General features: G+C 31.4%; 18 protein-coding genes. 4 read left to right on the top strand and 14 right to left on the bottom strand.

Annotated elements, in window-relative coordinates; genetic code table 11:
- Genes adk through M9C80_02245 form a run of 11 tightly spaced genes read right to left on the bottom strand, consistent with a single transcriptional unit; the run spans nucleotide 1 to nucleotide 8,989 of the window.
- Complete coding sequence (gene adk / locus M9C80_02295) at nucleotides 1-645, bottom strand: adenylate kinase (GenBank protein ID URQ70006.1); 645 nt, start codon at nucleotides 643-645, stop codon at nucleotides 1-3.
- Nucleotides 642-1,019 (bottom strand): holo-ACP synthase, encoded by a 378-nt coding sequence (gene acpS, locus M9C80_02290; GenBank protein ID URQ70005.1) that lies wholly within the window; start codon nucleotides 1,017-1,019, stop codon nucleotides 642-644. The genes adk and acpS overlap by 4 nt, the downstream gene beginning before the upstream one ends.
- A complete protein-coding gene (gene recO, locus M9C80_02285; GenBank protein URQ70004.1) occupies nucleotides 1,016-1,711 on the bottom strand; it encodes a DNA repair protein RecO in 696 nt (231 codons plus the stop codon). Before recO ends, acpS begins: the two co-directional genes overlap by 4 nt.
- On the bottom strand, nucleotides 1,698-2,621 hold the full coding sequence (era, locus tag M9C80_02280) for a GTPase Era (GenBank protein URQ70003.1): 924 nt from the start codon (nucleotides 2,619-2,621) through the stop codon (nucleotides 1,698-1,700). Before era ends, recO begins: the two co-directional genes overlap by 14 nt.
- The gene (gene rnc / locus M9C80_02275) at nucleotides 2,599-3,255 is read right to left on the bottom strand and encodes a ribonuclease III (GenBank protein ID URQ70002.1); all 657 of its coding nucleotides are present in this window, start codon (nucleotides 3,253-3,255) and stop codon (nucleotides 2,599-2,601) included. Before rnc ends, era begins: the two co-directional genes overlap by 23 nt.
- Entirely contained in the window at nucleotides 3,255-4,202 is a 948-nt protein-coding gene (lepB, locus tag M9C80_02270) for a signal peptidase I (GenBank protein URQ70001.1), read from the bottom strand. Before lepB ends, rnc begins: the two co-directional genes overlap by 1 nt.
- Complete coding sequence (lepA, locus tag M9C80_02265; protein URQ70192.1) at nucleotides 4,202-5,992, bottom strand: translation elongation factor 4; 1,791 nt, start codon at nucleotides 5,990-5,992, stop codon at nucleotides 4,202-4,204. Before lepA ends, lepB begins: the two co-directional genes overlap by 1 nt.
- 52 nt (nucleotides 5,993-6,044) lie before the next feature.
- On the bottom strand, nucleotides 6,045-7,442 hold the full coding sequence (locus M9C80_02260) for a Do family serine endopeptidase (protein ID URQ70000.1): 1,398 nt from the start codon (nucleotides 7,440-7,442) through the stop codon (nucleotides 6,045-6,047).
- 5 nt (nucleotides 7,443-7,447) lie between these two features.
- The gene (locus M9C80_02255; protein URQ69999.1) at nucleotides 7,448-8,128 is read right to left on the bottom strand and encodes an RseA family anti-sigma factor; all 681 of its coding nucleotides are present in this window, start codon (nucleotides 8,126-8,128) and stop codon (nucleotides 7,448-7,450) included.
- Nucleotides 8,121-8,693 (bottom strand): sigma-70 family RNA polymerase sigma factor, encoded by a 573-nt coding sequence (locus M9C80_02250; protein ID URQ69998.1) that lies wholly within the window; start codon nucleotides 8,691-8,693, stop codon nucleotides 8,121-8,123. The genes M9C80_02255 and M9C80_02250 overlap by 8 nt, the downstream gene beginning before the upstream one ends.
- Before the next feature lie 38 nt (nucleotides 8,694-8,731).
- Entirely contained in the window at nucleotides 8,732-8,989 is a 258-nt protein-coding gene (locus M9C80_02245) for a succinate dehydrogenase assembly factor 2 (GenBank protein URQ69997.1), read from the bottom strand.
- Nucleotides 8,990-8,999: 10 nt separating this feature from the next.
- Here M9C80_02245 and M9C80_02240 point away from each other — a divergent pair, with 10 nt between their 5' ends.
- Nucleotides 9,000-9,827 carry a hypothetical protein gene (locus M9C80_02240; protein ID URQ69996.1) on the top strand — a complete coding sequence of 276 codons (828 nt, stop codon included), beginning with the start codon at nucleotides 9,000-9,002 and terminating at the stop codon, nucleotides 9,825-9,827.
- Here M9C80_02240 and M9C80_02235 read toward each other — a convergent pair.
- From M9C80_02235 to glpK, 3 genes are all read right to left on the bottom strand, one after another.
- The gene (locus M9C80_02235; protein URQ69995.1) at nucleotides 9,817-10,482 is read right to left on the bottom strand and encodes a uracil-DNA glycosylase; all 666 of its coding nucleotides are present in this window, start codon (nucleotides 10,480-10,482) and stop codon (nucleotides 9,817-9,819) included. The genes M9C80_02240 and M9C80_02235 overlap by 11 nt on opposite strands.
- A 319-nt stretch (nucleotides 10,483-10,801) precedes the next feature.
- Nucleotides 10,802-11,980: a 3-phosphoglycerate dehydrogenase family protein gene (locus tag M9C80_02230; GenBank protein ID URQ69994.1), complete on the bottom strand. Its 1,179-nt coding sequence runs from the start codon at nucleotides 11,978-11,980 to the stop codon at nucleotides 10,802-10,804.
- Nucleotides 11,981-12,061: 81 nt separating this feature from the next.
- A complete protein-coding gene (gene glpK, locus M9C80_02225; protein URQ69993.1) occupies nucleotides 12,062-13,519 on the bottom strand; it encodes a glycerol kinase GlpK in 1,458 nt (485 codons plus the stop codon).
- A 280-nt stretch (nucleotides 13,520-13,799) separates the two neighbouring features.
- Here glpK and M9C80_02220 point away from each other — a divergent pair, with 280 nt between their 5' ends.
- Genes M9C80_02220 through M9C80_02210 form a run of 3 tightly spaced genes read left to right on the top strand, consistent with a single transcriptional unit; the run spans nucleotide 13,800 to nucleotide 18,562 of the window.
- A complete protein-coding gene (locus M9C80_02220) occupies nucleotides 13,800-16,673 on the top strand; it encodes a ribonucleoside-diphosphate reductase subunit alpha (GenBank protein ID URQ69992.1) in 2,874 nt (957 codons plus the stop codon).
- Between the two features lie 17 nt (nucleotides 16,674-16,690).
- Nucleotides 16,691-17,947, top strand: a complete 1,257-nt coding sequence (locus tag M9C80_02215) for a ribonucleotide-diphosphate reductase subunit beta (protein URQ69991.1) — start codon at nucleotides 16,691-16,693, stop codon at nucleotides 17,945-17,947.
- A 3-nt stretch (nucleotides 17,948-17,950) separates the two neighbouring features.
- A complete protein-coding gene (locus M9C80_02210) occupies nucleotides 17,951-18,562 on the top strand; it encodes a glutathione S-transferase family protein (protein ID URQ69990.1) in 612 nt (203 codons plus the stop codon).

Genomic DNA, 18,562 nt, shown 5'->3' with positions numbered 1-18,562 from the left:
TTATAGCTGTTTTGAAATTTCATTAAAAACTTCCTGAACATTATTAGATCCATCAACTTTTATGTAGTTGAGTAGCCCCTTGTCTTTAAGAGATTTATAAAAATCTGTGAGGGGTTTTGTTTGGTCGTGGTAAACGTTTAGTCTTTTTAACACAGTATCCGGTTTATCATCCTCTCTTTGTATTAGTGGTTCTCCAGTATCGTTATCAACATTATCTATTTTAGGAGGATTGTATTTAATATGATAATTTCTGCCAGAAGCTGGATGTACCCTTCTGCCCGACATTCTCTCTACTATTATGGAATCATCAACACTAATTTCAATTACATCCGAAAAGTTTATGTTCATCTCATTTAAAATTGATGCTTGTCCAAGTGTTCTTGGAACGCCATCAAATAATGAGCCTTTTTGGCAATCTGGCATAGATAACCTTGCGTTGATAAGAGATCCTATTATCTCGTCTGAAACTAATGCGCCTGAATCTAAAATATCACTAACTTTGGCTCCCAGTTCACTTCCTGATGCAACGGCTTCTCTTAGCATATCTCCAGTACTAATTTTTGGAATTTCTAATAAGTTACAGATCAAATCAGCTTGTGTTCCTTTACCAGCACCGGGAGGACCTAATAAAATAATATTTTTCATTTTTCTAATATAACAAAAGCTATTGCGTATTTTTTTTCGTCTGCAAGACTAACATGTGATTTAGTAATTCCCAAATTAGTTACAATTTTTTTTAGTTTGTTTTGAAGATTTATATAGGGCTTTCCTTTTAAATCTCTCATAATTTCAATATCAGAAAATTTAACATTTCCAGATATCCCATTACCTAAAGCTTTAGAAAAAGCTTCTTTTGCGGCAAATTGTTTTGCAATATAAGCCGAAGCTAATTGAGAATTCAATTTATCAAAATTATCTAACTCATCTGGAGAAAGAATTTTTTCAGCAAACTTCTTTAAAGACTTTAATTGTAAAATTCTATTGGTATCTACTATGTCTGTTCCAATACCAAATATCATGACCTAATCTTTTTAAATATGTTTCTGCTATTTAGATCCCTTCCATCAAGGCAAAAATGAATTGCGCTTTGAGTTAATTCTTTTAAGTATTTTTTTGATACTTTTGAAAGTTCTCTATTCTTAATATTAGTAATATCTATGCCAGAAAAAGGGGCGCCAGATAATTCTCTAAAACCTCTCTCTGGAATAAATTTGTAATCTTTTTCTTTGCTTATTGGTTCATTGTTATCAAATTCAGAGCTGTAATCAAATCCATAACCTAAAAGGTCCAGTAAATCTAATTCAAAATGTCTTAAAGTAATTTCAACATCATCTAGTGTAAAAAATTTTTTAATAAATTCTTCATATAATAAAAATAATTCTTCATGAGTAGCATTTTTTGGTAAAAGCTTTATCAATAACTCGTTGATATATAACAGGCTATAGCTTTTTTTTGACATGCTATTAGCAATATTTGATAAATCAGTATCTATATTAGTTAACGTTTTTAATTCAGAGCGTCCACTATAGGTAACCTTTATTTTTATAAAGGGAACAAGATAACCAAAAAATTTAGATTTTGGTTTCTTCGCGCCTCTTGCAATCAAAGAAATTTTTCCATTCATCTTGCTAAATAAATCAACTATTAAGCTTGTTTCGCCATAAGTTCGTTGATGTAATAAAAAGCATTCATCCCAATCAGTTTGATTCATGATTACTACCTACTCCTAAACTTTGAATATAATTTAAGTCGGTATTCCAATTTTTTTTGACTTTAACCCACGTCTTTAAAAAAATTTTTTTTTCAAAATACTTTTCTAGATCTTTTCTAGCTTGTTCTCCAATTTTTTTTAATACAGACCCGCCACTTCCTATGACTATTTGCTTCTGGCTTTCTCTAACTACAAATATTGAGGCATGGATTTTAATAATTGAGTCTTCTTTTTCTAAAAAATCTAGTTTGACAAACGTATCATGAGGCAACTCATCACCTAGGATCCGTATAATTTTTTCTCTAATTAGTTCTGAAATCATAAAATGATCATTATTTTCTTCATTTGAAAAGTTTTTACCATACAAGTGCGGGTTTTCTGGCAAATTAACTTTTATGATATCTTCAAGCTCTTGGATTCCGTTATCGTTAATAGCAGAAATAGGTATTATTTGTAAAAAGTTATAATTATTTGAAAGTTGATCTAATAAAGGTAAAAGTTTATTTTTATCATCCACTTGATCTATTTTATTGATAACACATATTACTTTAGCCTGAGTGCTCTTAAGTTTATCTAAAATAAAGTAATCTTCTTTTGTAAACTGCAATCTTTGCATAACAAATAAAACCAGATCTGATTCTTCTATTAGCCCAGAAGCTGTTTTGTTTAATATTTTGTTCATTATTTTTGGGGATTTAGAGTGCATTCCGGGACTGTCTACAAAAATCATTTGTTTGTTTTTATCAGTCTTAACACCCAAAATATTATTTCTAGTTGTTTGAGATTTTCTTGATGTAATTGAAACTTTCTTTTTTAATAGATGGTTAATAATTGTAGATTTCCCAACATTAGGTTTTCCTAAAATAGAAATGTATCCACAATACGATTTAATCATTAGAAGCTTTAACATATTGAAGAACTGCTTCTGCAACTCTCGATTCAGAAATTTGTTTTGATCTACCCACAGAGATAAATTCTTTATTATCAAAATTAAGAGTGCATTCGAACCCATTTTTAGTATTTTTCAAACTATATTCTGGAGGAGATACCTTCATAGATTGAAATAATTCTTGCAACTCAGACTTTGAATCTCTAAATTCCATGTCTGCAGAAATAGAATTAAATTCATCATCAAAAACATCTAATATTAAATTCTTTACTTTTTCCCATCCACCATCTAAAAAAACTGATCCTAATACGGCTTCAAATACGCCTTCAAGAATTGAATTTTTTCTTTTTTTATCTAAATTTGCAGTCCCTTTAGACATTTTTATATATTCAGTTAAACCTAATTCCTCGGCTTTATTCGTTAACATCTCTGCTTTTACAAAATAAGATCTCATCCTTGTTAGAAGGCCTTCATTTTCGGAATCAAATCTTAAATAAAGATACTCAGAGATTACTGCATTTAGTATTGCATCGCCTAAAAATTCTAATCGTTCATTATTTTCTATATTGTTAAAACTTTTATGTATAAATGCCAAGCCTAATAAACCTTTATTATTGAAAGAATAGCCTAATTTATCTTCGAGCTTGATTTCCATCAATTTATTTTTCCTACACGGCTAAAGTTAGGTATACATGTCCAACATTCCCATGACATCCAAAGATACTCTGCTTTTCCAAAAAAATGATCCCTTGGAACAAAACCCACATCCTTAGTACTATCGTTGGAATTATCTCTATTGTCACCCATCACAAAATAAAAACCATTTGGCACAGTCCATTCCTGAGGATACTGAATATTTGATCCTTTTATGTTTCTAGTCATATATGAATTATTAATATTTTTTTCAGAAAATATATCGACTTTTGCTTCTTGCTGTACTTTTTTAATTTGTCCTGTGCTGTCTAGAATTCTTTTTGTAATAAACTCATTGTTAGATGAAATTAAAGTTTTTTCTAATGGTTTATTATTTACATAAACTTGTTTATTGATAATTCTAATTGTATCGCCTGGTTTACCAATTAACCTTTTTACATAGGGAACTGGATTGTATGGCGGAACAAAAACAACAACCTCACCATAATCAGGCTCATTAAATTTGATGAATGATTTATTAGTTCTATTAATTTTGAGCCCATAAGAATACTTATTAACTAAAACAAAATCACCAACCTTAAGACCTGGCATCATCGATCCAGAAGGAATTTGATATGGTTCATATAAAAAAGTTCTTAATACAAAAATTAGGAAAATTGGAATGAAATATCCTCGACTAGAAGAAACAATTGTCTTATTTTTTAAATATATTCCGAGGAGCAATACAATTAAAGATACTATTGAGCCGATTAATAAAACAATACCAAGATCACCAGCATTTATAAAAATGCTATAAAGCATCAATAACCCAAAAGCTGTGCTTATTGTTGAAAGGTTTTTGATAATAAATGCAAAATCGTCAGATTCTTTAATTGAATTTCTTACCCAAAAGGTAAGACAAGCAAACATTCCTATTAAAGACAAAATAAACATAGGATCATAAATCATTAATTTTCTCCTGAGCTAAAATAATTTAAGAATGCATCTTGCGGTATTGAAACTTTCCCAAGCTGTTTCATTTTCTTTTTGCCCTGTTTTTGTTTTTCTAATAATTTCATTTTTCTAGTTACATCACCACCATAAAGTTTCGCGGTAACATTTTTTCTATAAGCTTTCACGGTTTCTCTAGAAATAATTTTAGCACCAAGTGCAACCTGTATTGGAACATCAAACATTTGTCTTGGTATTAATTTCTGCAAATTTTTTGCAATTTCTCTTGCTTTTGATGTAGAAAAAGATTTATGTACAATCATAGATAATGCATCAATTTTATTATTGTTTATAAGAACATCTATTTTGGTTAAATCTGATTTTTGAAAACCAATCAAAGCGTACTCAATTGAAGCAAAACCTTTAGTTGATGATTTTATTTGATCAAAGAAATCAATAATGACAGATGATAATGGCATTTCAAACATAATTGAAACCTGATTACCGAAGTATTTCATATCTTTTTGAACGCCCCTCTTTGCAGTACATAGAGTAATAATGTTTCCTACATACTCATTTGGTGAAATAACAGTCGTGTTTACGATAGGTTCTCTTATTTCATCAATTTCATTTGGTAGTGGCAATTGCGAGGGATTGTCACACTTTATTATCTCTCCATCAGTCTTTAGAACTTCATACTCTACAGATGGTGCTGTAGATATTAGATCTAAGTCATATTCTCTTTCTAATCTTTCTCTAACTACCTCCATGTGTAACGTTCCTAGAAAGCCACATCTAAATCCAAATCCTAAAGCATCAGAAACCTCTGGTTCATATACTAAAGAGGAGTCATTGAGAACCAGTTTAGATAGCGCATCTCTAAATTTTTCATAATCATCAGAGTTAAGCGTAAAAATTGATGCAAAAACTTTTGGATTAACTTTTTTAAAACCAGATAAGGCTTCAGCTAATTCATCATTTGGTTCAACAACAGTATCTCCAACAGGAGCTCCTTTAATATCTTTAATACCTGCAACTAAATAACCAACCTCACCTGCTGCTAGTTGATGTTTTGATATTTTCTTTGGTGAAAAAATACCAACATCATCAACGGTATGTGTTTGACCATTAGAATGTATTTGAAATTTTTGACCAGTTTTTATCGTTCCATTTTTTATTCTTATTAAAGACACAACACCTAAATAAGAATCAAACCATGAGTCTATAATTAATGCTTGAAGCTTTGCATTAGGATTTCCTTTTGGGCTTGGGATATTGGAGATTAGTTGATCAAGTAAATTATTAATACCATCCCCAGTTTTTGCACTTACAAGCGGAGCTTCGTTTGCATTAATGCCTACCATTTCTTCAATTTCAAGTTTTACTCTATCTGGTTCTGCTTGTGGTAAATCAATTTTGTTAATTACAGGTAACACCTCTAACCCTTCCTCAACTGCTGTATAACAATTTGCTAGGGTTTGAGCCTCAACTCCCTGAGAGCCATCAACTACAAGCAGTGCGCCTTCACATGCAGACAATGATCTAGAAACCTCATACGAAAAATCAACATGGCCTGGTGTATCAATAAAATTTAACAGATATTCTTCATCATTTTTTTTGTAAGTAAGTGAAACAGCTTGAGCCTTTATAGTTATGCCTCTTTCTCTTTCAATATCCATTGAATCGAGAATTTGATCTGCCATTTCTCTTGAGGATAATCCACCACAATACTCAATTAATCTATCTGATAAAGTAGATTTACCATGATCAATATGAGCAATAACGGAAAAATTTCTTATGTTCTTCATCATTTGCAGCTATTTTACAGCCAATGACTATATTATTGGAATTAATGACAGATTATTTAATTGTTATCGATCTTATGAGTCTGGTGCCATTTCTAATAATATGAAAAGCTACTTTATTGCCACTTGAAAAATTCTCTATTGAGCTGACATAAGAATCTTTATCATAAACGTCATATTTCTTGCCTTTGTATTGAATCATTGTGATAACATCGCCTCTTGTTATTTTGCCAGATGCTGAAGAACCAGGATCAACGCGGGTGACAATAGCACCATCTTGAAGATTTTCCATGGATGGATTATCTCTATCTATGTCAGCTACTTTTATACCCACAGGATCTGATGAAGATTGAGCTTTTGCTGGAATGAATGATTCTTTATTAACTGGTAATTCTCCAAGGAGAAACTTAAGTTTGATTTCTTCACCATCTCTAATAACCTTTGCATAAGCATCTGTATCTGGTCTTATCTGTCCAACAACATGTGGAAGATCACTACTAAATTTTATTTCCTTTTTATCAAATTCAATTATGACGTCTCCTGGCATTAATCCTGCCCTGTCGGCTGATTCGCCTGCTTCAACATCATTAATTAGTGCGCCATATGGTTTTTTCATGCCTAAAGCATCGGCAAGATCACTATCTACCTCACTCATTCTTACCCCAAGGTAGCCTCTAGCAACTTTACCGGTATTTATTATTTGTTCAGCAACATCAACTGCAACATTTATAGGTATTGCAAAAGCCAAACCTTGATATCCACCACTGCGAGAATAAATTTGTGAATTTATACCTACAACTCCACCATCGAGATTAAAAAGTGGGCCTCCGGAGTTCCCTGGATTAATAGCAACGTCAGTTTGCAAAAAAGGAACATAGTTACCAATGTTGTTATTTTGAATGCTTCTGCCCTTAGCACTAATAATCCCAGCTGTTACTGAAAAATCAAAACTAAAAGGTGAACCTATAGCGACAACCCAATCTCCAACTAATAAATTATCGCTATTGCCTATATTAACTTTTGGTAGATCTTTTCCCTCAACTTGAAGCACTGCAAGATCAGATAATCTGTCTACTCCTATAACTTCTGCTAAATATTCTCTTCTATCAGACAAAGATACTGTTACTTCTGTAGCATTTTCAACAACATGATAATTCGTGAGAATATAGTTTTCTTTAAAAATAAAGCCAGATCCATAAGAAATAGACTCTCTTTTTTGCTCAGGCATTTGCCTATACTGTCTTGGTATGCCAAACCTTTCCAGCAATTCATCTGGAATTCCATATCCATATTGATTGCTTTGGGTAGATTCTTTTTTTGATGTAATATTTACAACTGCAGGCGCTGAATCCTTTACTAAGTCAGATATATTGCTCGGTAAGTTAGCCTCGCTGAAGCCTGTTATAACAAATAGTGCAAAAAAGAATATACAGTAATTGATTAAGTTTTTCATAGTTTTTATTTGATTGAGTTTGCAATTTTAATGGCATTATCAGCAGTAATATTACCGTATAAAGTCATAGTTTGCTCGTTATTTAAGGGTATTACAAATATAGATTTGTTTCCATGCTTCCAGTACTTAACTTTAGTGATACCAAATTTATTTTTTTCAATACGCATTAAAAAATTTTGGCTTCCGTTTGTATAAAATTTATAGCCAGATCCTTTTTGAGAAGAGAATCCAACATTTGTTAAATCAAAGTTATTTTGATTGTTCATGTATTCTGGGTTATTTATTATGTTCATTACATGGTCAACTAGAACACTATTATCTCTATCAGCAATTAATTTTGCCTCTTCGCTTTGAATAGCTAAAGCAATTTCTTTGTTAGCCGATTGATCGGTTCCATATCTTAATAAATCTGATTGATTTATAAAAAACAATGTCAATAAAACTGATGCTGCAGCTGTTGCCGCATTAGATATCCAAGGATTTATATGAAGAGTTTTTTTATTTTGTAATTTAACGATTTTACTATCGCGAGATATAGCAGCACTTATAAGTCCGTATCTAAAAATCTTATTTTGTATAGTTTTATCATCAGAAACCTTTGATAATATATCATTAATTTCATTGTCGGCTATCTCACCATCGTAAAAAGCTGATAACTTTTCATCATTATTATCTATTTCATTCACCGCTGATCTCCTCAGAAATAAAATTTAATATTAATTCTCTTGCTCTAAATATTCTTGATCTTACTGTACCAATGGGTGTGTTGGTAATTGTAGATATTTCTTCATAAGATTTACCATCTTCCTCTCTAAGCAGAAATGATGTTTTCAATAACTCTGGTAAAGTTTTAATAAAGTTACTAATTAGTTCAAGAGCCTCACTATGGATTAAATCAAGTTCTGGATTTGATACTGAATTAAATTCAAGATCAAAATCATCTGAAGAAATATTTAATCTTGATTTCTTATAACCTGCACTTGAAACATAATTTTTTGCTAAATTTATTGCAATCCTATATACCCAAGTAAAAAAAGCACTTTCGCCTCTAAATTTATCAATTTGGCTCCACACTTTGATGAATGTTTGTTGAGCTAAATCCTCAGAATCTTGATGAGATTTTGTAAAGGAGTACAAAGATGAATACACCCTTGGATAATATTTGTTCATTAGATACGTTATAGCTTCCTCACTGCCTTTTTTGGCTTTTTCAATGATCAAATTATCATCCTTGTTAACAAGATTATTCATCAATCACAGATTCCTTGTTTTTAAGACAGTAAAAAATATTAAAAGTTTCCTTGTTTTGTAAATTTTTTTAAATACGTATCAATGAATTTTTCTTGCTCGCTGTTGCCTAAAGAGATATTTTTAAAAATATAATCATATAAGGACTGGTCATCTCTTTCTAAAATTAAATCAAGTAATTCAATATTTTTAATATCAAGATTGCTTAAATGCTCTTTTGAAAACTCTCTTAATAGTAGATCGATTTCTCTCATGCCTCTTCTACATTTCCAAGCAATTCTGTTTATTTCTTTGTTCATTGGTTAAAATATGAATATAAAAAATTATTTTACAAGAAAAATCGATATAGAAAAAAAAATATTAGAATATGGAACAATACATCTTCCTAGTCTGTCTGTTATAAAAATTTCAGGAGATAGTAAAAAAGCTTTCGAATTTCTTCAGGGTCAGGTTACGTCTGATATAGAAAAACTTCAAGATAATGCTGTTCAATTATCAGCAATTTGTAACCAAAAAGGTTTTGTAATGTCAGATTTTTACATTGTTAAACAAAAAGATACTTTTAAAATTGTCATTTCTAAAGATCAAAAAAATATCTTTATTGAAGAACTTAAGCCTTTTATTAAATTTTATAATTGCGAATTTGTTGAATCTAGTGAGTATGTATTTGGGCACATAACATTTAAAAAAGATAAGACCAAAACCGGAATGATGAAAACGCTCGAAAATAAAGAAATTAAGCTTTATATTTCCTTGCATGCATCAAAAATTGATGAATCTAAAATTTCTAATTATAACTGGAATATTGCAAATGCAATATTGAACAACTATAGCATGCTCGCAGAGGATCTTGGAAAATTTAGACCCTTTGAGTTGAATTATGACAATTTGAGAGTATCTTTTGAAAAAGGTTGCTTCAGAGGTCAAGAAATTATTGCCAGAATGAAATATCTTGGTGTTAGTAGAAGAAAATTTATAACAGTAATTGCAGATGATAAATATATAAATGAGAAAGAAATAGGTTTAATTGGTAAACCAATTTTTATTAATAACAAAAAAGTTTTTCATGCCATGATTAAAACAAGCTTTGAAGAAGAATTAACAAAAAACAATTTAATCTTAAAAGTCACCAATTAATAGTATTAATATTGTTAGCTTTTAGATATTTGTTTGCCATTGAAAAGTGTTTGCAACCAAAAAAACTTACGTGAGCCGACAAAGGTGAAGGATGAGATGACCGAAGTACATAATTTTTCTTGCAATCAATTAAAGCTTCAATTTTTGCTGCTTCATTACCCCATAACATAAAAACAACTTTTCCCTTATCGCTTAAAGATTTTATTACAGCATTGATTAAATTTGACCAGCCAATATTTCTATGAGAATTAGGTTTTCCATGCTCAACGCTCAATGATGTATTAAGAAGAAGAACTCCTTGTTTTGCCCATGAATCTAAATTTGATTTTGTATTATGAATAAATCCAATATCATTTTTTATTTCTTTAAATATATTTTGAAGTGATGCTGGTACTTTACTTTCGATACCGCTAGAAAATGCAAGACCATCAGCAATACCAAATTGGTGATAAGGATCTTGTCCAAAAATTACAACTTTTGTTTGTTGATATCCACATTTTTTAAAGGCTCTAAAAATATTTTTGTTTGTTGGATAAATTTCAATTCCTTTAGATCTTTTTTCATTAATTATTTCTATACATTTATTGATGCAACTAATATTAATGTCTATATCAAGTATATTTTGCCAATTTTTTGGTAGTTCAGTTTCAGTCATAACCATATAAAAAACATCTCATTTTTTATCCACAGAAACTGTGGATAAAGTTATGGATAACTTTATTTATAGCACATAAAACCCTATTATATAAAGGTTTTTGTAAACTTGTACAAAATTTATACAGATATTAAAATATAACCTTATATTAGTAACTTATGTAAATACTGGTCAAAATTTACACTATCAAGGCCTTATCCTCTGTACCCTCTATTATCATTGTTTGCAACTGTTGACAAGTGTTTATTTATTCAATTTTTATATACAATCAAAATTCTATATATTTAACTATATCTTTTCTTTATCTTGAGTAGAAATACTACTGTTTACAAACTCTAATACTTATTACATTTTCTAAATTTTGAATATTATTAATCAGTAAATTATTAGGTTCGGTCTCTAAATCTATAAGACTAATACCAATTTTATCTCTTGTCTTGTGGGTCATATCGGCAATATTAATATTTAAAGCTCCAATTTCATCAGTTATCATTCCTATCATTCCTGGTTCATTTAAATTTATTACAACTAAACGATATTTAGTACTTCGACTAAGTCTAATGGTTGGAAAATTGACTGAATTATTTATGATTCCATTTTTTAAAAAGTTACTAATTTGTTCTGCAGCCATTTCTGCACAATTAATTTCAGCTTCTTGCGTACTGGCACCTATATGTGGCAACAGTATTACATCATTTTTTGTGCTTGCTCGTTCAATTAATTCTAAGGTTGGAAAATCAGTCACAAATTTTGAGAGTTTATTGTTATTTAATCCTTCTATAACATCATCATTATTTACAATACCTCCCCGCGATAAATTTATAAGTTTTAATCCATCTTTACATGAAGAAATTGTTTTACTGCATATCATGTTTTTGGTTTGTTTGTTCAATGGAATGTGAAGCGATGCATAGTCTGAATTTGATAACAAATCTTCAAGTGAATCCGCTTTTTGAACATCCTTTGGCAACCTCCATGCAGAATCTATGGATATATGCGGATCATACCCAATTATTTTCATACCCATAACTTCAGCTGTTCGAGCAAGAAGTGATCCAATCGCGCCTAATCCAATTATTCCTAAAGTTTTTCCTTTTAGTTCGTTACCCTTAAAATTTTTCTTTTGTGATTCTATTGAAGTGTTTATACTTTCACTTGTTTCATTAGATAAACTCTTTGTATAAGTATTGCCCTGTATAATTCCTCTTGAAGCTAATATCATCCCACAGATTACTAATTCTTTAACGGCGTTAGAATTCGCGCCAGGAGTATTAAAAACAACTATCCCATTGTTCGTTGCAAAGTCTACTGGAATATTATTAGTTCCAGCACCTGCTCGACCAATACATTTAAGCGATTTATTAAAATCTGAATTTTTTAAAATATGACTTCTTAAAAATAATGCGTCTGGCTCAAGTTCATCTATAAGAATGTTATTCTCATTAAGAATATCTATGCCCTCTTGTGCGATATTATTAAAAATTTTATATTTATACATAAAAGCCTTAACCTAAAAAAGCAGTTATTGTATATGATATTTTTAAATTTAGTTAATCCTTAAATATATAAAAATAATAGGTTATTTTATGCTTTTAATACTGCGATCTATATAGTTAACCCATTTAGAAAAATCTTCATTCTGGATTGATTTTAAAGATTTATTCGGACAATATTTTGTGCCATCTATAATTTCGTCTTTGAAATTTAAACCAGAACCTATTTTAGCTACCTTACATGCCCCTAGTGCAGTAGATTCTGAGTTTGTTGGCCTAAAAACATCTGTTTGTATTATGTCTGAAAGCATTTGACAGAAGCTTTTATTGTTTACCATACCTCCATCTATTGCTAACTGATTGATAGAAATATCATATTTTTTAAAAATTTTTACAATATCTAAGGTTTGGAAACAAATTGATTTAAATACCGCTGTTATTAAATCATTTTTTGAAGAACTTTGTGTTATTCCATAAAAACCACCTCTAATTTCTGAGTTCCAATATGGGGCACCCAAACCATTTAATGCAGGAAGAAACAAAACATTATTAGAGTTCCAATTTTTATTCATGAAATTTTCACTTTCAGAAGCATTATTAAATAATTTCATTTTATCTCTTAGCCATTTCACAAGAGTCCCACAAGAATAAATACTGCCTTCAAGTGCATAACAAACCTCATTATTTAACTCATATCCAATAGTTGTTAATAATCCTTCTTTTACATTTATTACTTCATCACCAGTATTTACTATTAAAAAACAGCCAGTGCCATAAGTGGATTTTATATCTCCTTTTTGAAAACATCCTTGACCAACTAATGCGCTCTGTTGATCGCCAATTACACCATTAATGGGAATTTTTTTATCATTTTTTTTGATCGTTCCATAGTAGGCGTCACAAGATTTGACTTTAGGCATCATAGAAATCGGTATATCAAAGAGTTCTAATAATTCTTCATCCCATTTTTTTTCTACTATATTAAAAAGCATTGTTCTTGATGCATTTGTAATATCAGTAAAGTGATTCTTTTCTGAAGTTAAGTTATAAATTAGAAATGTGTCTACAGTTCCAAATAATAATTCGCCATTCTCTGCTTTTTTTCTTGCGCCATCTACATTATCAAGAATCCATTTAATTTTTGTAGCTGAAAAATAAGGATCTAAGATCAATCCAGTTTTTTCTTTAATCAAATTATCTATTTTAATAGATCTCATGCTTTCACAGAGATCATTTGTTCTCCTATCTTGCCAAACAATTGCTGGGTAAATTGGAATACCCGAATCCTTTGACCATACAATAGTTGTTTCTCTTTGATTTGTAATGCCGCAGGAAATAATATCTATATTTCTCTCTCGAAGCACATCATCTAAACATTGATTCACTGTTTGCAATAATGTGCTTGGGTCCGCTTCAACCCAACCATCATTTGGAAAATCTAAGCTATATTCTTTTTGAGAGTCATAAATTGCAATATCATCTTCATTGTATATTACAGCCCTTGAGCTTGTTGTACCCTGATCAATTGATAGAAAGTTTGTCATAATTTGTTCCTTTAATATTTAATTATCCACAATTTGTACACTTGTTACCAACAGCAAAAAAACACTTTATATACACTATATGGTAATAAAATATAAAAATATCACAATATATAGTGTTTTTTACTTGATTCTTTACCCCGATCGTGTGTAATATTAGCAAGAGTGGAAAAAAAGTTGGTGTAATTGCAGACACGCTAGACTTCATACAAAGCGAATCTTAAAACTCTTACATAACAGAGATGGATTAATGCGGTAAAAAAGATAGGGAAAGACAAAAAATATGGAAAGACAACAAGAAACAAAAATACAGAATCAACAAAACACACCATTGACAGAAATTGAAATAACTGCACCAGGAAAACTAAGAGTCATAAAAAGAAATGGAAAAGTGGTCAGTTTTGAAGAAGATAAAATTAAAGTTGCTATAACAAAAGCTTTTTTATCAGTTGAATCTGGAAATGCAGCAGCCAGTGAAAGGATTCATAAAAAAGTTGATGATATAACATCTGACGTCATAGAAGTTTTTGAAAGAAGGATGCCATCTGGTGGAACACTGCATATTGAAGAGATACAAGATCAAGTGGAACTCCAATTGATGAGAGCTGAGGAATTAAAAGTAGCAAAAAGTTATATTCTTTACAGGGCAGACAGAACACAACAAAGAAAAATAGAAACACCTGACTTCGATATTCCAGACACACCAGCAATTAATATAACAAAAAGTGATGGATCAATAGTGCCTCTTGATGTTGAAAGGTTGGCAGGTTTAATTAATGATGCATGTGAAGGGCTTGAGCATGTCTCAATGAATGAGGTGCTAGAGGAAGCTTTAAAAAATTTATACGACGGTGTGTCTATCTCAGATATGAGAACAAGCTTAGTCATGTCAGCAAGAACAAAAGTTGAAAAAGAACCAAATTATTCATTTGTGACTGCAAGAATATTGATGGATCAAATAAGAAATGAAGCCCTAAGTTTTCTCGGAGTAGCAGAAGAGTCTACTTATCAAGAAATGGAAAAGTATTATCCTGAAGCATTTAAAGCCTATATAGATAAAGGTATTGAATTAGATATATTAGATCCAGAGCTGAAAACTTATGATTTAAATATGCTTGGAAATGCTATTGAATACTCAAGAGACAATCAATTTACTTATTTAGGATTGCAAACTTTATACGATAGATATTTTATTCATTGTGATGATACCCGATACGAATTACCTCAAGTGTTTTTCATGAGAGTTGCTATGGGTTTAGCAATAGAAGAAGAAAAAAGAGAAGAAAGAGCAATTGAGTTTTATAGATTACTATCAAGTTTCGATTATATGAGCTCTACTCCAACTCTTTTTAACTCTGGTACAAAACGACCTCAATTATCATCCTGCTACTTAACTACTATTCCTGATAATTTAGATGGTATTTTTTCAGCTATGAAAGATAACGCATTGTTATCCAAATGGGCTGGCGGGTTAGGAAATGATTGGACTCCTGTGAGAGCTATGAACTCATACATAAAAGGAACAAATGGAAAAAGTCAGGGAGTGGTACCCTTTCTTAAAGTTGCAAACGATACAGCAGTTGCAGTCAACCAAGGCGGAAAAAGAAAAGGAGCAATGTGTGGTTACCTTGAGACTTGGCATTTAGATATTGAAGAATTTTTAGAATTAAGAAAAAACACAGGGGATGAACGAAGAAGAACACATGACATGAATACAGCAAATTGGGTACCTGACTTATTCATGAAAAGAGTAGAACAAGATAAGAATTGGACCTTATTTTCACCAGGCGAAACACCAGACTTACATGACTTGACTGGAAAGATGTTTGAGAAAAGATATGAAGAATACGAGGAAAAAGCGAAAACTGGTGAGATGAATCAACATAAATCAGTTCCTGCAAAAGAGCTTTGGAGAAAAATGTTAACCATGTTATTTGAAACTGGTCATCCATGGATAACATTCAAAGACTCATGCAACTTAAGATCACCGCAGCAACATGCTGGTGTTATTCATTCTTCTAATTTGTGCACAGAAATTACTTTGAATACAAGTGCTGATAAAGAAATAGCTGTTTGTAATTTAGGTTCGGTTAATCTAGCGAATCATATGAAAGATGGAAAACTTGATGAAGAAAAAGTAAAGAAAACTGTGTCTACAGCAATTAGGATGCTCGACAACGTTATTAACATAAATTATTACTCTGTAGATACCGCAAAAAACTCAAATTATAGGCATAGGCCAATAGGGCTTGGTTTAATGGGATTCCAGGATGCTCTTTACATGCAAGACATTCCTTACTGCAGTAAAGATGCTGTTGAGTTTGCAGACAGAAGCATGGAACTAATAAGCTATAACGCAATATATGCATCTACAGAACTTGCAAAGGAAAGAGGAGCATACGAGTCATTCGAGGGATCTCTATGGAGCAAAGGAATACTTCCAAAGGATTCAATTGAAGTCTTAGAAGAACATAGAGGAAAGGAATACATAAAAGTTGATAGGTCTGAAACATTGGAATGGGACAAGTTAAGAAAAAAAGTTAAACAAGATGGAATGAGAAATTCAAATGTGATGGCGATAGCACCAACGGCAACGATATCAAATATAACTGGCGTAACGCAGTCAATTGAACCAACTTACCAAAACTTATATGTAAAATCTAATTTGTCTGGTGAATTTACAATTGTTAATCCACACTTGGTCAAAAAATTAAAAGGACTTGATCTTTGGGATGATGTGATGATTAATGATCTGAAGTATTTTGAGGGTAGCCTATCAGAAATTTCAAGAATTCCAGATGATATAAAAAAACTTTTTTCAACAGCCTTTGAAGTAGAACCAAGATATATAGTTGAATCTGCAAGCAGAAGACAAAAATGGATTGACCAGGCGCAATCATTAAATCTTTATATTGGTAATGCCGACGGTAAAAAATTAGATATAACATACAGAATGGCCTGGTATTCTGGATTAAAAACTACTTATTATTTACGATCCATAGCTGCTACATCAACTGAAAAATCAACAGTACAACAAGGCAAGTTAAATGCTGTTAGTTCAAACGAAAATCAAAAAGATACACAAGAATTAGGAGCTGCTGCACCAATTCCAGATGCATGCTCTCTCGATGATCCAGATTGTGAAGCGTGTCAATAAATTAAAGGAGAAATATTATGTTAAATTGGGATGAATACGGAAAAGAAGAAACAACAAGCCCTTTGCAACAAGAAGTTGCTGCAAAAGTTGTAAAAGAAAAAAATCAGCCACAGGTTGTTAAAAAAGCTGAAGAACCTATTGCAAAAGTACCTGAATCAGAAATTGAAGAAGGCACAAGGGCAGAAGCAGCAAGAGAAGCAATTAATAATTTAGATGAAACAGCCGGTATTGAAGAGCTGGATGAAATGATGGCTAATGGAAGAGTCGAGGTTGATCAGAAAATGATGATCAACTGCAAAGCTGACCTTAATCAACTTGTTCCTTTCAAATATGAATGGGCATGGCAAAAATATCTTGACGGTAGTGCAAATCATTGGATGCCTCAAGAAATTAATATGACAAATGACATAGTGCTATGGAAATCTGAAGATGGATTAACTGAAGACGAAAGAATAATCGTTAAGAGAAATCTTGGTTTCTTCTCAACTGCTGATTCATTAGTTGCTAATAACTTAGTTCTTGCGATCTATAGATTAATTACAAACCCAGAGTGTAGACAATATATTTTAAGGCAAAGCTTAGAGGAAGCTATTCATACTCATGCTTATCAATATTGTATTGAGTCTCTTGGTATGGATGAGGGTGAAATCTTTAATATGTATAGAGAAGTACCTTGTGTCGCTCGTAAAGCATCATGGGGATTAAAATATACTCAAGAGATATCTGATCCAGACTTCAAAACTGGAACAGTTGAAACAGATAAGCAGTTGCTTAAAAATTTAATCGCTTTTTACTGTGTTCTAGAGGGTATATTTTTCTATTGTGGATTTACTCAAATATTATCAATGGGCAGAAGAAACAAAATGACTGGAACTGCTGAGCAATTCCAATACATATTAAGAGATGAATCTATGCATGTGAATTTTGGAATTGATGTGATTAATCAAATTAAAATTGAAAACCCACATCTATGGGATGATGCAATGAAAGCTGAAGCTGCTCAGATGATTCTTGAGGGTACAGAGCTAGAAATTCAGTATGCAAGGGATACAATGCCCAGGGGTGTTCTTGGCATGAATGCATCAATGATGGAGGAATATCTCAAGTTTATTGCTAACAGAAGACTTACTCAGCTTGGCCTAGATGAAGAGTTTATTGGGGTAAGCAACCCATTTCCTTGGATGTCAGAAATCATTGACCTAAGAAAGGAAAAAAACTTTTTTGAAACCCGTGTAACTGAATATCAGGTAGGTGGAGCTTTAAATTGGGAATAATTATTGAAACTATATTCAAGCAAAAGTGCTCCTAATCCAAGAAAAGTATTAATTTATCTTGCTGAAAAAAATATAACTGATATTGAGATAATAAATCTTGATCTTGGAAAATTAGAACATAAAAAGCAGGCATACAAAGCAATTGCTCCTAATTCTAGAGTACCTGCTCTTCAGCTTGATAACGATGAAGTAATTCTTGAAACAACTGCTATCTGCAGATACTTAGAATGTTTATATCCACAACCAAATATGTTTGGTGAAAATCCCTCAGAAATAGCTTTGATAGAAATGTGGTATTCAAGAGTTACGTTTGAATTAGTGATCCCATTAGGTCATGGATTTAGACATACTCATCCTGCTATGAGTGAAATGGAAAATCAAAATAAAGATTTTGGCTTAGCTCAAAGAGAAGTTGGAAAGGAATCACTAGAATATTACGAAAAACATTTAGAAGGTAAGAATTACATAACATGTAACAAGCTCACATATGCAGATCTGCAGATGGTTACTTCACTTCAATTCATTATAAGGCTAAACAAGCTCGCTCTTGAGGATTTTCAAAATTTAGATAGATATGTGAAAAAAATATCAAGCCGTCCAAGTTTTTCAATTTAA

The sequence above is a fragment of the SAR86 cluster bacterium genome (assembly GCA_023703615.1).
GTDB lineage: Bacteria > Pseudomonadota > Gammaproteobacteria > Magnimaribacterales > D2472 > MED-G85.
Note: the sequence above shows the minus strand (reverse complement) of the source record. Positions and strands in the feature narration are given on the sequence as shown.